General features: G+C 73.2%; 11 protein-coding genes and 2 pseudogenes. 6 read left to right on the top strand and 7 right to left on the bottom strand.

Annotated elements, in window-relative coordinates; genetic code table 11:
• The first annotated feature begins 6 nt into the window (after positions 1-6).
• Positions 7-2,064, top strand: a complete 2,058-nt coding sequence (locus V4Y04_RS36240; RefSeq protein ID WP_332432511.1) for an RICIN domain-containing protein — start codon at positions 7-9, stop codon at positions 2,062-2,064.
• A 79-nt stretch (positions 2,065-2,143) separates the two neighbouring features.
• On the opposite strand, the gene V4Y04_RS36235 is transcribed toward V4Y04_RS36240, so the two are convergent.
• The 3 genes from V4Y04_RS36235 to V4Y04_RS36225 all read right to left on the bottom strand — a co-directional run bounded on the left by V4Y04_RS36235 (position 2,144) and on the right by V4Y04_RS36225 (position 6,349).
• Positions 2,144-3,499, bottom strand: a complete 1,356-nt coding sequence (locus V4Y04_RS36235) for a vWA domain-containing protein (protein ID WP_332432510.1) — start codon at positions 3,497-3,499, stop codon at positions 2,144-2,146.
• On the bottom strand, positions 3,496-4,725 hold the full coding sequence (locus V4Y04_RS36230; RefSeq protein ID WP_332432509.1) for an AAA family ATPase: 1,230 nt from the start codon (positions 4,723-4,725) through the stop codon (positions 3,496-3,498). Before V4Y04_RS36230 ends, V4Y04_RS36235 begins: the two co-directional genes overlap by 4 nt.
• A 163-nt stretch (positions 4,726-4,888) precedes the next feature.
• Complete coding sequence (locus V4Y04_RS36225; RefSeq protein WP_332432508.1) at positions 4,889-6,349, bottom strand: hypothetical protein; 1,461 nt, start codon at positions 6,347-6,349, stop codon at positions 4,889-4,891.
• Between the two features lie 307 nt (positions 6,350-6,656).
• Here V4Y04_RS36225 and V4Y04_RS36220 point away from each other — a divergent pair, with 307 nt between their 5' ends.
• A complete protein-coding gene (locus V4Y04_RS36220) occupies positions 6,657-7,109 on the top strand; it encodes a phospholipase (RefSeq protein WP_332432507.1) in 453 nt (150 codons plus the stop codon).
• A gap of 69 nt (positions 7,110-7,178) precedes the next feature.
• Here the strand turns inward: V4Y04_RS36220 and V4Y04_RS36215 are convergent.
• Together V4Y04_RS36215 and V4Y04_RS37975 are read right to left on the bottom strand one after the other, a co-directional pair.
• Positions 7,179-9,238, bottom strand: a pseudogene (locus V4Y04_RS36215) (iron ABC transporter permease); the annotation flags it as partial.
• A gap of 73 nt (positions 9,239-9,311) precedes the next feature.
• Positions 9,312-9,452 (bottom strand): annotated as a pseudogene (locus V4Y04_RS37975) (ATP-binding cassette domain-containing protein); the annotation flags it as partial.
• A gap of 623 nt (positions 9,453-10,075) precedes the next feature.
• Here V4Y04_RS37975 and V4Y04_RS36205 point away from each other — a divergent pair.
• Positions 10,076-10,405: a DUF5949 family protein gene (locus V4Y04_RS36205; protein ID WP_332432506.1), complete on the top strand. Its 330-nt coding sequence runs from the start codon at positions 10,076-10,078 to the stop codon at positions 10,403-10,405.
• Between the two features lie 27 nt (positions 10,406-10,432).
• On the opposite strand, the gene V4Y04_RS36200 is transcribed toward V4Y04_RS36205, so the two are convergent.
• The gene (locus tag V4Y04_RS36200; protein WP_332432504.1) at positions 10,433-10,660 is read right to left on the bottom strand and encodes a hypothetical protein; all 228 of its coding nucleotides are present in this window, start codon (positions 10,658-10,660) and stop codon (positions 10,433-10,435) included.
• 515 nt (positions 10,661-11,175) lie between these two features.
• On the opposite strand from V4Y04_RS36200, the gene V4Y04_RS36195 reads away from it, so the two are divergent.
• Positions 11,176-11,649 carry a carboxymuconolactone decarboxylase family protein gene (locus tag V4Y04_RS36195; protein WP_332433134.1) on the top strand — a complete coding sequence of 158 codons (474 nt, stop codon included), beginning with the start codon at positions 11,176-11,178 and terminating at the stop codon, positions 11,647-11,649.
• Positions 11,650-12,086: 437 nt separating this feature from the next.
• Here the strand turns inward: V4Y04_RS36195 and msrA are convergent, their stop codons facing one another.
• Positions 12,087-12,599, bottom strand: a complete 513-nt coding sequence (gene msrA, locus V4Y04_RS36190) for a peptide-methionine (S)-S-oxide reductase MsrA (RefSeq protein ID WP_332433133.1) — start codon at positions 12,597-12,599, stop codon at positions 12,087-12,089.
• Positions 12,600-12,788: 189 nt separating this feature from the next.
• Here msrA and V4Y04_RS36185 point away from each other — a divergent pair, with 189 nt between their 5' ends.
• Complete coding sequence (locus tag V4Y04_RS36185) at positions 12,789-13,232, top strand: helix-turn-helix transcriptional regulator (RefSeq protein WP_332432503.1); 444 nt, start codon at positions 12,789-12,791, stop codon at positions 13,230-13,232.
• A 10-nt stretch (positions 13,233-13,242) separates the two neighbouring features.
• On the top strand, positions 13,243-13,656 hold the full coding sequence (locus tag V4Y04_RS36180) for a VOC family protein (protein ID WP_332432502.1): 414 nt from the start codon (positions 13,243-13,245) through the stop codon (positions 13,654-13,656).
• The last annotated feature ends 9 nt before the right edge of the window (positions 13,657-13,665 follow it).

The following is a 13,665-nucleotide window of genomic DNA, read 5'->3' as shown; positions in this document are numbered from 1 at the left end:
ACACCGATGGCACACCGCACCCGCAGAGGACGGCTCCTGACAGCCGCCGGCCTCACCGCCCTGGCCACCGGGGCCGCCCTGGTCCCCGCCCCGGCCTCCACCGCTCGGGCGGAGACCTCCGTCCCCTCCGTTCCCTCCGTCACCGTCCGGCCCGATCCGTCCTATCAGCAGGAGGAGTTCGAGGGCTGGGGCACCAGCCTGGTCTGGTTCGCCAACGCCACGGGCGACTACCCGCCGGAGATACGCGAAAAGCTCGCCGAACTCCTCTTCGGCGACGAGGGCCTCGCCCTGAACATCGCCCGCTACAACGTGGGTGGTGGCAACGCCCCCGACGTCAAGGACTATCTGCGTGCCGGCGGCGCCGTCGAGGGCTGGTGGAAGGCGCCGGCGGGCACCACCCGAGAGGACACCGGCTGGTGGGACGCCGACGACCCGGCGGACTGGAACCCCGACGCCGATGCCACCCAGCGCTGGTGGGTGGACCGCATCAAGAAGGACATCACCCACTGGGAGACCTTCAGCAACTCCCCGCCCTGGTTCATGACCGTCAGCGGCTACGTCTCCGGCGGGTTCGACGCCTCCGGGGACCAGCTCAAGGCCGAGTCGGTCGACGACTTCGCCGCCTATCTGGCGGGCGCGACCAAGCGGCTGGAGAAGGCGCACCGCATCGAGGTCGACACCGTCGACCCGTTCAACGAGCCGAACACCACCTACTGGAGCACCCGTCTCGGCCCGGACGGCGAGCCCGTCGGCGGCCGGCAGGAAGGCGCCCATATCGGCCCCGAGCTCCAGGAGAAGGTGCTCCACGCCCTGGCGCCGGCACTGAGGAAGGCGAGGACCGGAGCCAAAATCTCCGCCATGGACGAGACCAACCCGTCCACGTTCGCCCGGAACTGGAACACCTACTCCCCCGCGGCCCGCGACCTCGTGGACCAGATGAACGTCCACACCTACGGAACCGGGCAGCGCACCACCGTCCGCGACCTCTCCAAGGCGGCGGACAAGCGGCTGTGGATGAGCGAGGTCGAGGGCGACTGGGGCGACGGACAGAGCTTCACCGACATGCGTCCCGGTCTCGGTCTCGCCCAGCGCATCGTGGACGATCTGCGCGAACTCGAACCGCGTGCATGGGTGTTCTGGCAACCCGTCGAGGACCACGACAACATGAGGCCCGGCGGGGAGTCCGCGAAGGGCGGCAACTGGGGCGAGATCCAGCTGCCGTTCAGCTGCACGGCGGCCGACACCCTCGAGTCCTGCCCCGTTCACACGAACACCAAGTTCGACACCGCCCGCAACTTCACCCATTTCATCAGGCCCGGCGACCGGCTGATCCAGGTGAACGACACCTCCAGCGCGGCGGCGGTGACGAAGAACGGCAAGGGCGCCTCGGTCGTCCACGTCAACAGCACCACCGGGGCCCGCGACGTCACCGTGGACCTCTCGAAGTTCCGCACCGTCAGCCGGAACGCGACCGTCACGCCCGTCGTGACCAGTGCGGACGGCAAGTTGGAGCGGCACAGGGCCATCAGGGCCGGCGACCGCACGGCCACCTTCACGGTGCCCGCCCAGTCGGTGACGTCCTTCGTCGTCAAGGGTGTCTCCGGCGTCGCCGCCGACGCCCCGCTGCTGCGCAAGGGCCACATCTACACCCTGACCGGTGCGCAGAGCGGCAAGGCCGTCACCGTCGGCGGCGACGGCAGCGGCCTCGTCATCGGTACCGGCGACGGCTCGGCGGCCCAGCGGTGGCGGCTGAGCACGGTGCGTCCCGGTGACGGAGTGCGGCAGCGCTACGAGTTCACCAGTACGCAGGACGGTGAGCGCAGGCGTCTGACCGTGCGTGACGACGTCCCGGTCGCCGCGCCCGACACCGGCAAACGGGACAGGGCCGCCGAGTGGATCGTGTCGGGCACCGGCGACGGCGCCTGGACGCTGATCAACGCGGCCACCGGGCGCCTTCTGGAGGTCGGCGGCCAGGCCACCCACGAGGGCGCCGCGGTGACGACCTGGGAGCCCAACTCCGGTGCCAACCAGCGGTGGACAGTCACGGACGTGACCGGGACCTGACGCCCTCCGGGTCCCGGTCCCCCAGGTCGGTGGGCCGGGGCCCGGGGCCCGGCACCGTGCAGCCGGCGCCGCGCTCGGTTCACCGGCTGCCGGGGCCCTCGGTGATGGTCACCGCCCGGGCCCAGTCGGGCGGTGCGTCCGGTCGGTACTCGGGGTCGTTCTCGTCGTGCGAGGAGCCGGCCGTGCGGCGGGGGAAGAGGCCGACCACCGTCCGGCACGGGGGCCGCCGGTCCGGCCAGGGGGTCTGACCGTCGGTCAGCACCACGAGGGCGTCCGGCCGGGGGCGCGACCCGAGGGCCGTGGCGAACCCCGTACGAAGATCCGTTCCGCCGCCGCCCACCAGCGGTATCCCCTCGGCACGGCACAGGGACCGCACGGCTGTGGCCGCGGCGTCGCACGACACCACCGACACCATGTCGCGGCGGCCGCCCACCGCCCGGGAGATCGCCGCGACCTCCCGGAGCGCGCTGCCCAGTTCGGCGTCGCTGACCGAGCCGGAGGTGTCGATGACCACCGCGACGCGGGGCGGCGTGCGCCGCAGGCTCGGCAGCACGACGCCGGGCAGGCCGGCCGAGCGCCGTGCGGGACGGCCGTAGGAGTAGTCGTCGCCCGCGCCGGAGCCGGAGACCGCCGCGCGCAGTGCCGCGCCGAGCAGTTCCCGCCAGGGCTGCGGCGGCTGGAACGCCTCCTCGGCCCATCGCCGCCAGCTCTTGGAGACGTCTCCCGGCCGGGCGTTGATGCCCTGCGCGACCCGGAACCGGACCGCGTCGCGTTCCTGCTCGCTGAGGCCGTGCGCGCCGTCCGGCCCGAGGTCCCACTCCCGGTCCAGTCCGTCGGCGCCACTGCCGCAGTCCAGCCAGGCCATGCCCTGGGTGTACGGTCCGAGCCGGAACCGGCCCAGGTAGTCCTCCATCAGCTCTCCGGCCGGAAGCCGCAGGCTGCTCGGTGTGATCGCGCCCTTGGGCCGGACCAGGCCGTCGCCGAACACGTCGTCGTTGATCTCGCAGTCCGCCGCGATGTTCATCCTCAGCCGTTCCGCCGGGCCGGTGAGGTGGTGCGCCCGTGCATACCGGTCGGAGCGCCCGTGGTGGTCGCGCAGCAGGTGCGACACCTCGTGCACCCAGACACCGGCGAGTTCCTCCTCGGGGGTGCGGTCCACGAAGTTCGGCGACACGTAGCACCGCCAGTGCCGGTCGACGGCCATCGTCGGTACCCGCGCCGACGCGACGGGGTGCAGGGCGAACAGTGCCGTCGCCAGGTAGGGGCGGACGCGGGCGGCGTGCAGACGGGCGGCGAGGAGTTTGTCGACGTCGAGGGCGGGGGCGGGCGGTGGCGTCGTGGGGCGGGTGTACCTGCTGCCGGTGCGCGTGGCGTGGATGTCCGTGGTGTCACTGGCCGTGGTGCCACTGTCCGTGGCGTGGGTGCGTGTGGTCATCGGCCCGCCCTCACCGGGGTGGCGGAGCGGGCCGCCGCCTGGTCGGCCCGGCGGGACAGGGCGATCACTCCGGTGAGGCGTTCGATCGCCTCCGGTACGTCCCAGTCCTCGCGGCGCAGGGTGGCGAGGGTGGTGGCGGGGACGACCACGAGGTCGGGGGCGCCGGTATCCACGGCCCGGACGAGCAGCGCCCACGCGGCGTCCCAGCGGGACTTCTCCGGGCGTGCCCGGACCGCGGCCACCACCCCGTCGAGCACGGCCTGTCGCAGGTCTCCCCGTTCGGGCAGTTCGGCGCCCGCCGGGTCGGCGAGCAGCGTTTCGGGGTCGGGGAGGTCCATCCGGTCCAGGCTCGCCAGCAGTTCCAGGCCGGGGCCGTCACCGACGGTGCCCCTGACCAACAGGGAGAGCACGTCGCGGGCGGAGCCGGCCGCGGTGGCGAAGGCGATCAGGCGCAGGGTCATGTCCCAGCTGCGCGGTGAGGGCCAGGGCCCGCCCCGGCGGGTCTCATTGTCGGGCAGCCGGTGCACCAGCGGAGGGCGGGCAGTGAGGAACCCGCACACCGCACGGCGGGCGAGGTCCACAGCCTCGGGCAGTTTCTCCGGGTCGAGACGTGGCAGGGTCGCCCGGGGCCAGGTCCCGCCGAGACCGCGGACGACGACCCCGTGGTCGTGGATCCACTGAAGGTGCACGAACCGGTTGGCCAGGGGCGGGCTGAGTTCCCAGCCGTCCGCTGCCGAGGCGCGGGGGTTGGCGGCGGCCACGATCCGTACACCGGGAGGGAGTCGGAGGGCGCCGATACGCCGTTCCAGCACCAGTCGCAGCAGGGCGGCCTGCACGGCCGGAGGAGCGGTGGACAGCTCGTCCAGGAACAGCAGTCCGCGGCCCGCCCGCACCAGGCGCACGGCCCAGTCCGGCGGAGCCATCGGCACTCCCTGTTCGGCCGGGTCGTCCCCGACGACGGGCAGCCCCGAGAAGTCGGACGGTTCGTGCACGCTGGCGATCACGGTGGTCAGCGGCAGGTCCAGTGCGGCGGCGAGCTGGGTGAGGGCAGCGGTCTTGCCGATCCCCGGCTCGCCCCACAGCAGGACCGGCAGGTCGGCGGCCACGGCCAGAGTGAGTGCCTCCAGCTGGGTGTCGGGGCGGGGTTCGGTGGTGGTGTCGCTCAGGAGGGCGAGCAGATCACCGGCGACGTCGAGCCGGGAGGCGTGGGGCGGGTCGAAGGACATCGTGGTGGCATCGGAAGCGGGAGGGCGAACGGGACGGAAGTCAGAGGGCGCGTATGTGGGCATACATCATCACCTGTGGGTGTGAGGAGCGAGCATGGGTGGGGGTGTGCGGGCGAGGCGGCGGGGTCGCCGTGAAGGCGGTCCCGGCGGTGTCACTGGTGTGTCACATGGCCAGGCGGGGGCGGGGGCGGTGGTCGTGAGGGCGACGGCTGCCGGGCGGGAGCCGGCCCGGCGCGGGCTCGCTGAGTCCCGCCCGGTACAGGCCGTAGGTGATCCGCCGCTCGGCGGCCGCCTCGAGTTCGTCCCGCAACGGGCCGTCACGCAGGCACGCGCCGGGACCCAGCAGTCCCTCGACCACGGCCAGCGCGCCGGTGATGTCGCCGTGATCCAGGCGTTCGCGGACGCCGGTGAGGCAGTCCGGGCGCCGGTGCGCCCGGTCGATGGCCTGGAGGCAGGGCAGCGGCGTACCGGTCAGCGCGGCCAGCAGTTCCTCCCGCCCGATCTCGGCCGGGTCGTGGTCCAGTGCTGCCAGCACCCCGCCGACCAGCCCGATCCGGTGCCGCTCTCCCCGGCACTCCACGAGACGCGGCTCGTCCGCCGGGTCCGGCGCGCGCCGGAAACCGGTCGGCCCCGGTCCGGGCACCGGCTGCGGTACGGAGTCCGGTGCGAGCGCCGAGGCGACCAACGGGTGCAGCCGGCCGGGGCCGAGCGCACCGGCGCGGAGCAACTCCAGGTCGGGGAGCACGTGGGTGGCCGCGTAGGGCAGGACGGACAGGGTGGAGGCGCTGCCACCGGCGGGCGCGCGGGAGAGCCGGAGGGCAGGCGGTACCGGGCCGTCGTCCCCGCCACCGGCCAGGTGCAGGAGCAGTCGGCGTCCGTCGCCGATCCGTGCGACGACCGTGCCGGTCGTGCGCCCCGCGTCGCGCAGGACGAGCGCGGCCTCGTCGCGCCACCGGTCGACGGCGCAGCGATGGCCGGGCGGGAGCAGTTCCGGTGAACCCGGGGGTAGTGCCCGGTCGTTGACGTCGGCCGGCCGGTCCGCCCCGGAGCGTGACCGCAGTTCGCCGCTCCGGCGGGCGTCCCACAGGTGGCGGTGCAGATCGAGGCGGAAGCGCGGGCTCGGGCGCGGGTGCGGATGGTGACGGGCGTCGGCCCGGAGCCGGCGGCCGTCCCACAGCTCCAGGCCGAACCGCTGGCCACCGTCCGCCCAGGCGGGCGGAGTCCGGACCACGAGGTGCACCGGGCCGGACCCGGTACCGGCCCCGGGGCCGTCACCGCCACCACCGGCGCTCCTGCCGCTCCTGCCGTACCGGGCCAGGGTGATGGTCAGGCCCGGACGCAACAGTCCGTCGGGGACAATCCGCGGCAACTGCCAGCGGAGCAGGTCGGGCGCCAAGTGGCGCAGGTCCGAACGGACTTCGGCTGCGAGTGTCCGGCCATGGGTGCGGGCCAGGGACCGCAGGTCCAGGTCGACGTCGATGCCCGCGGCGGCGCAGGCCCCCGCCCAGTCGCCAACGCGCCGGCGGGTGGTCGCGGTCTCGATCATGGCGGGCGGCACGGCGAACTTCCGCACGCGCAGCCAGAGAAGAAGACGAGTGTCCCCGTTCGCGGTCGGTGTGAGCATCAGCTCTCACCTTGCGCGGACGGAACCCCCGTTCTCGGAACGAAGTGAGTGATCATCACCAGGAGCATAACTCCCCCGCTCTCACAGGCCCAGCGATTATCCTCCGTCCCACCTGTCGGCCCCGCGAGCCCGGACTCCCTTCACCGGCCGTGGAGTTGGTCCACGCGACGCGATCACGACACCTGGCCGGCCCGAACGTCAACAGATTGTTGAGCCGTCCATGGTGTGAAAGCGTGGGCGGCACGGGCATCTTCTTGTCATGAACCTGCGGCCCGATGGTCGGACCGCGGTCTCGTGGAGGTATGGGATGCACCGCAAGTTCGCCACCGCCCTGGCCGCGTCGGCTCTCGCCGCCGTCGGTGTCCTGGGTACCGCCGCAGCCGCCGAGGCCGCTCCCGCCGACAAGGCGCAGGTCCTCTCCGGCTGGACGCAGACCAGCGCGTCGAGCCACAACCAGTGGGTCGCCGCGCGCTCCAACCAGGCCGCCTGGGCCGCCTACGGGTTCGACTGGAGCACCGACTACTGTTCCACGTCCCCCGACAACCCGTTCGGCTTCCCCTTCGCGACGTCCTGCGCGCGCCACGACTTCGGTTACCGCAACTACAAGGCCGCCGGCTCCTTCGACGCCAACAAGGCACGCCTCGACAGCGCCTTCTACGAAGACCTCAAGCGCGTCTGCACCGGCTACACCGGGGCCACGAAGACCGCCTGCAACAGCACCGCGTGGACGTACTACCAGGCGGTCAAGGTCTTCGGCTGACCGTTCCCGCCCGGACCGGCCGGGTGCCGTCGGCTGCCCCGAGGGCCCGGCGGCACCCGGCCTCTTCCGTCACCGCCGGCTGCGCACCAGTACGTACAGGAAGTACGGCGTGCCGATGACGGCCGTCATGAGGCCGGCTCCCAGCTGGGCCGGTGCGATCACGGTGCGGCCCAACAGGTCGGCGGTGCACACCAGTACGGCGCCGAGCAGCACCGCGACCGGGAGGACGCGGGTGTGCCGGCGCCCCACGAGGGCCCGGGCCGCGTGCGGGGCGACCAGGCCCACGAAGCCGATGGTGCCCGCGGCGGCCACCGCGGTGGCGGTGAGCAGCACACTGACGACGAGGAAGCCCAGCCGGCCGCGCGCCAGGCGCAGTCCCAGGAGCCGCGGGGTGTCCTCGTCGAGGGAGACCAGGTCGAGTTCCCGGTGCCGTACCGCCGTCATCGCGATGCCGACGGCGAGGACGGCGGCCAGCGGCAGGACGTCGGGTATGGTCCGGCCGTAGGTGGAGCCCGACAGCCAGGTGAGGGCCTTCGTGGCGTTGAACGGGTCGGTGAGCACGATCAGCAGGCTGATCAGGGCCGTCGTCCCGGCCGCCACACCGATGCCGACGAGCACCAGCCGGTTCTGCTGGAAGCCGCCGCGCGCCGCGAGTCCGAAGACGACGACCGCGGTGACGGCGGCCCCCGCGAACGCCGCCCCGGCGATGCTCCACGCCCCGGCGACGGGCACCGTCCTCACGAGGACGACGGCACCGAGCGCGCCGCCGTCCGAGACGCCCAGGACCGAGGGCTCCGCGAGCGGGTTGCGGGTGACGGCCTGCACCAGCGTGCCGGCGAGCGCCAGGGCCGCCCCCGCGAGGAGCGCGGCGAGGACGCGGGTGTCGAGGACGAAGGAGACGGTCCGCCCGGCCCGGCCCTGCGTCCAGTTGAGCACGTCGCCCAGCAGGAGCACGCTGTCGCCGACGAGGGTCGCGGCGATCGTCAGGCCGACCAGGACGACGGCCAGTACGGCGAGCGTGGTCACGAAGACGGCGCGGCTGCGGATCCGCAGTCCGTCCGGCGCGGGCGAACCCGCGGTGTCGCGGAGCCGGGCCGCCATGACGACCAGGAACACCGCGCCGACGAGGCTGGTGACGACGCCGGTGGGCACCGCGACGGAGATGTCCGCGCTCACGAACGTACGCAACAGCACGTCCGCCCCGAGGACCAGCGCCGCGCCGACCAGTCCGGCGGCCGGCACGCCCGCCCGCAGCCGGTGGATGCCGCGGAACCGGCGTGCGAGGGGCCGGACCAGGGCGGGGGCGCACAGGCCGACGAACCCGATGGGGCCGGCGAGGGTGACGGCCGCCGCGGAGAGCAGCGTCGCCAGCACCACGGCGGTGACCCGGGTCGCCCGCACCGGGACGCCCAGTCCGCGCGCCGCGTCGCCGCCGAGGGCGAGGGCGTCGACCCGGCGGGCGACGAGCAGCAGGCCGGCCAGGCCGACGACCGCGACGGGCAGCGTCTGGAGCACGCCGTCGAAGCCGTTCTGGGCGATGCTGTCCTGGTTCCACCGGTACAGGCCCTCGGTCTGCTGCGGGAACAGCAGCAACAGGCCCTGGGTGACGGCCGTGAGGCCGAGGGCGAGCGCGGTGCCGGCGCGAGCACCAGTCGTACCGTTCCCGACCCGAGCCCGGACAGCCCGAGGACGACGGCCGCCGCCGCGAGTCCGCCGGCGAAGGCGACACCGGAGGAGGCGAGCAGGGGCAGGGAGAGTCCGGTGACGGCCACGAGGCCGAGGGCGAGGTAGGAGCCCGCGTTGACGGCGAGGGTGTCCGGGGAGGCCAGGACGTTGCGGCTGACGGCCTGCAGGGCGAGGCCGGCCATGCCGAGCGCGGCGCCCACCAGCAGCCCGGCGGCCGTCCGGGGCAGCCGTGAGGCGATGACGACGGACGCGTCGTCCGGGTCGGCACGGCCGGTGAGCGCCTTGAGGACCTCGGCCGGGCCGACGGCCGCCGTGCCCTGGGTGATGTCGACCACGGCGAGGGCTACGACCAGGAGCACGAGTGCCCCGGTCACCCCGGCCGCGCCCGTCCGGGACGCGGCCGGGGTCGGCGCCGCCCCAGCGGCCCCGGTGGGGGTAGCGGCCGAACTCGACGACGTCGCGCACGCTCAGACCGCTGGGCGTGGGCCGGCCCTGCAACAGCAGGGCCACCCGGCGGGAGAACTCGCGAGGGCTGAGGGCCAGGCCGTCGGTGTCGGCGTCGATCGTGAGCGTGGCCCGGCGGGGCGACTGGAGCCGCGCGACGGTGCGCAACAGGGCCGACTTGCCGCTGCCGTTGGGACCGACCGGTGCCGTCACTTCGCCCGGCCGCAGGGTCAACGCCGCGGCGTGGACGACGTCCACGCCGTCGTACGCCACGGTCACATCGGTCGCCGCCAACTCATGGCCACGCAGGCCGGGGGACGCCTCTCCACCAGGTTTCACGCCGTAAGGTTAGCCTAACCTTAATTCGCGTTGTCCGGTGGTGACCCGTACCGGAGCCGGTCGCGTCCCCCCGGCCCTCAGTCGAGTCCGTAACAGCGCCCGTGTTCAATACCTGTGCCCGTGATCCGCCATGTCGTCCTGTCTCACGTCCGGAACACCCCTCGGCCCGCGCCCGGAGCACCCTCCCGGCCCGCCGGGCTTCACGCCCGAAACCCCGAACATGGCCGTTCCGGGAGGCTGTTCATCCCTCATACGTGTGGAATGCGGCCACGGGTATCGCCCGGACGGGTGATACCCGGCCAACTGAGGGCCGCCGCGCCGATACGGTTCCGCGGTGTCCACGACCTCTACCGCAGCGCCGTCATGGAACTCCGCCGACCTGGGTTCCGTCGTCGTCATGGCCTGGCGCGGGGAAACACCCGACGGCGGCGTCCCCTTCCTCCTGGCCTGCTCCCTGGGGAACGGGGCGAGCCGGCCCCGACGCCACCGCGGACGCCGTGCGGCACCTGCTGCGCGACGCGGGTCTGTCTCCCGCGGGCCGCCTCGTCGACGCCGCCGAGGAGACCGGGCCGTCCGGCGTCCTCGTCGTGCCGGGTGCGGCGTCGCTCACCATGCCGGGTTTCGACGCCCAGTTCGTCCCACCGCCGAAATGGGCCGACGCCGTCCGTGAACGCGGACACGTGTACCTCGTCTTCACGACCCGGCCCTGGCCGTCCGGTGCCGAGCCCGGCGACCTCGCGACCCTGGACGCGTTCACCTCGGACCAGGACACCCTGCGGTCCGCCGCCCACGTCCTACTGCCCGCCCGCACCCTGCACACCGGCTGACCGTCGGTGACGGCGCACCGGGCCGGATCAGAACAGGTGCTCCTGCTCGGCGGGCGTGCCGCCGCGCGGGGGCGGCCGACGCGGGCCGGGGCGCCGGGCCGGTACCTCCTCACCGAACAGGGGCACCGTGCCGTACTCGTCGGGTTCCGCCGGGACCACGACGGGCCCGGTGCCCACGTTCAGACACAGGGGTGCGTCCCGGTCGAAATCCCCGGGCGTCATGCCTGCCCAGTCACGTTCCTGACGCTCACTCACCGACGCTCCGCTCCCCCGTCCGGCTTCCGGTCCCCTCATTGTTCCCGTACCCGGGCCGGGTGTCAGTCCTCGTCACGGGTCCCGGTGACATGCCTGCCGACACGCCCTCCGGCGTGCCCGGCGACAGCCGCCGACAGCGGAGCGGAGGACCGCGGCCCCGGGGGCCGGGCGCCGAGGCCGTCGCGGCACGGGACGACGGGACAGCGGGCGCCGGACGGCACCCGGACGGGACCGAGCCGCGACGGGCCGCCGAGCGCCCCCAGGACACGCGGCAGGGCCGTGCCGCTCCCGGCGGATGAGGAGGCATGATCCTGCATACGGCCAGGTTATCGCCCGTTCACCGCTTCCCGAACGGCACCTCCGCGGTCCCGCCGGCCTTCTCCTCGCGGGCCTTCTCCGACTCCTCTCGGCACTCCTCCGGCAGGGAGACGTACGTCACCCGCCGGGTCCTGTCACACTTCGGCGGGCTGTCCCGTCAGGATGACGTCACCGTAATCCTGACCCAGGAGATCACCATGGATGCCCGTCTCGACTTCTTCGGCAACGCACTCGGCGCCAAGGTACTGAGGCACATCAACGCGGCGGGCAGGGCGGCGTCCGAATCGGGCCTGCCGCACGCCACCCAGGAACTGGTGAAGATCCGCGCCAGCCAGATCAACGGCTGCGGCTTCTGCACCGACATGCACACCAAGGACGCCGCCCACGCCGGCGAGACCGCCCAGCGCCTCCACCTCGTCGCCGCCTGGCGCGAGGCCACCGTCTTCACCGAGGCCGAACGCGCCGCACTCGAGCTCGCCGAACAGGGCACCCGGATCGCCGATGCCGCCGGCGGCGTCACCGACCAGGCGTGGGCCGACGCGGCCAAGCACTACGACGAGGACCAACTCGTCGCGCTCATCTCCCTCATCGCGGTCATCAACACCTACAACCGCATCAACGTCATCAACCGGCAGCCCGCCGGCGACTACCGGCCCGGCCAGTTCGGCTGACGGGTGGCTGTCCGCTCCGGCCGTGCCGGAGCGGACAGCGCCCCTCTCCCGGCAGCGGGGGTGCGGCGGCCGTGCCACAGGCGCCTCGTCCGCCCTGCCGAAGTGGGTGACGCGACCCCGGCGATCGGAGCGATCGCGGCAGTCACCGAACAGCGTCCGTCCACCACGGCCCCGGAGCCGCGGGGCCACCTCGTCCGGCCCCCGACGACGGGCGTCACCCGTGAGAGCGTCCCACCCGTGCCCGAGGAGATCTCCTCCCTGATGCGGGAGGTCTCCGCCGAGGGCAGGCTCGTCGAGTGCTCCCCGGTGCTCCGGCCGGTCCGGCCCGGAGCACCGGGGAGCACTCGACGCCCAGGGGGCGCGCCGCCTCGCGTGCGCGCCCCCTGGGTGGGCCGTGGTGGGTGCCGCCCGGTCCGACGTCCTGGAACCTCAGTGGCTCAGGACTGCGCGCGACGGGGCAGGCGCCAGCCGGGGCGGACGAAGTGGCAGGTGTAGCCGTCCGGGTACCGCTGGAGGTAGTCCTGGTGCTCAGGCTCGGCCAGCCAGAACGGGCCGGCCGGTGCGACCTCGGTGACCACGGGCCCCGGCCACAGTCCCGACGCGTCGACGTCGGCGATCGTCTCCTCGGCGACGCGCTTCTGCTCGTCGTCGAAGTAGAAGACGGCGGAGCGGTAGCTCGGCCCGATGTCGTTGCCCTGCCGGTTCTTCGTGCTCGGGTCGTGGATCTGGAAGAAGTACTCCAGGATCGTGCGGTAGTCGGTGACCGCCGGGTCGTAGATGATCTCGATCGACTCGGCGTGGGTGCCGTGGTCGCGGTACGTGGCGTTGGGGACGTCGCCGCCGCTGTAGCCGACGCGTGTGCTCAGGACGCCCGGAAACGTGCGGATCAGCTCCTCCATGCCCCAGAAACAGCCGCCCGCCAGCAGCGCCTTCTCCTCGGTCCTCGTCATCTCGTCCAGCCCTTCTCCCGCGTCCTTCGACGGACCCGTCCGTCTCGCACTCATGATCCCGTACGGCCGCGGCCGTACACGCACCGGTCACAACCACGACGGGAACCCTGTTGTTCCGTCCACGGCCGTACGCCCCGGCGGATTCCACCCCGGCCGGCGAGCGGGCCGGGCGTGTGTACGATCTCGCGTATGACCGGCTCACCCACCTCGGCACAGCGGCTGCGCGATCTCGCGCGGCTGCGCCGGGTCCGTGACCGGATCGACCGGGAGTACGCGCGGCCGCTGGACGTCGAGGCGCTCGCCCGGGGCGTGCACATGTCGGCCGGGCATCTGAGCCGGGAGTTCCGGGCCGCGTACGGCGAGTCGCCGTACAGCTATCTGATGACGCGGCGCATCGAGCGGGCGATGACGTTGCTGCGCCGCGGCGACCTGAGTGTCACCGAGGTCTGTTTCGCGGTCGGCAGCTCGTCGCTGGGCACGTTCAGCACGCGTTTCAGCGAACTCGTCGGCATGCCGCCCAGCGTCTACCGGCGCCGTGCCGCCGACGCGACGGAGGGGATGCCGGCATGTGTGGCGAAGCAGGTGACCAGACCGGTCAGGAATCAAGAAGCGTCCAGGGGCGGGCGCCTCTAGCGTGACGTCCATGGACATCAGCATTCACGCGAGTTTCCTCCCGCACGACGACCCCGAGGCCTCCCTGGCCTTCTACCGCGACGCCCTCGGCTTCGAGGTGCGCAAGGACGTCGGATACGACGGCATGCGCTGGATCACCGTCGGTCCCGCCGACCGGCCCGGCACGTCCATCGTGCTGACCCCGCCGGCCGCCGATCCCGGTGTGACCGACGACGAACGCCGCATGATCACCGAGATGATGGCCAAGGGCACCTACGCGGGCCTGCTGCTGGCCACCGACGATCTCGACGGCACGTTCGCGAAACTGCAGGCGGCCGACAGCGCCGAGGTCGTCCAGGAGCCGACCGAGCAGCCGTACGGTGTGCGCGACTGCGCCTTCCGCGACCCTTCGGGCAACCTGATCCGCATTCAAGAGCTGCGTTGAGCCCTGCCC

The organism is Streptomyces sp. P9-A2 (assembly GCF_036634175.1).
GTDB classification, from domain to species: Bacteria; Actinomycetota; Actinomycetes; order Streptomycetales; family Streptomycetaceae; genus Streptomyces; species Streptomyces pratens.
This window is presented reverse-complemented; position numbering and strand designations above follow the sequence as displayed.

Coding starts and splice junctions, on each gene's coding strand:
- V4Y04_RS36180 (WP_332432502.1), top strand. CDS start 13,243: ATGGACATCAGCATTCACGCGAGTTTCCTCCCGCACGACGACCCCGAG.
- V4Y04_RS36230 (WP_332432509.1), bottom strand. CDS start 4,725: ATGTCCTTCGACCCGCCCCACGCCTCCCGGCTCGACGTCGCCGGTGAT.
- msrA (WP_332433133.1), bottom strand. CDS start 12,599: ATGACGAGGACCGAGGAGAAGGCGCTGCTGGCGGGCGGCTGTTTCTGG.
- V4Y04_RS36235 (WP_332432510.1), bottom strand. CDS start 3,499: ATGACCACACGCACCCACGCCACGGACAGTGGCACCACGGCCAGTGAC.
- V4Y04_RS36220 (WP_332432507.1), top strand. CDS start 6,657: ATGCACCGCAAGTTCGCCACCGCCCTGGCCGCGTCGGCTCTCGCCGCC.
- V4Y04_RS36195 (WP_332433134.1), top strand. CDS start 11,176: ATGGATGCCCGTCTCGACTTCTTCGGCAACGCACTCGGCGCCAAGGTA.
- V4Y04_RS36240 (WP_332432511.1), top strand. CDS start 7: ATGGCACACCGCACCCGCAGAGGACGGCTCCTGACAGCCGCCGGCCTC.
- V4Y04_RS36225 (WP_332432508.1), bottom strand. CDS start 6,349: ATGCTCACACCGACCGCGAACGGGGACACTCGTCTTCTTCTCTGGCTG.
- V4Y04_RS36185 (WP_332432503.1), top strand. CDS start 12,789: ATGACCGGCTCACCCACCTCGGCACAGCGGCTGCGCGATCTCGCGCGG.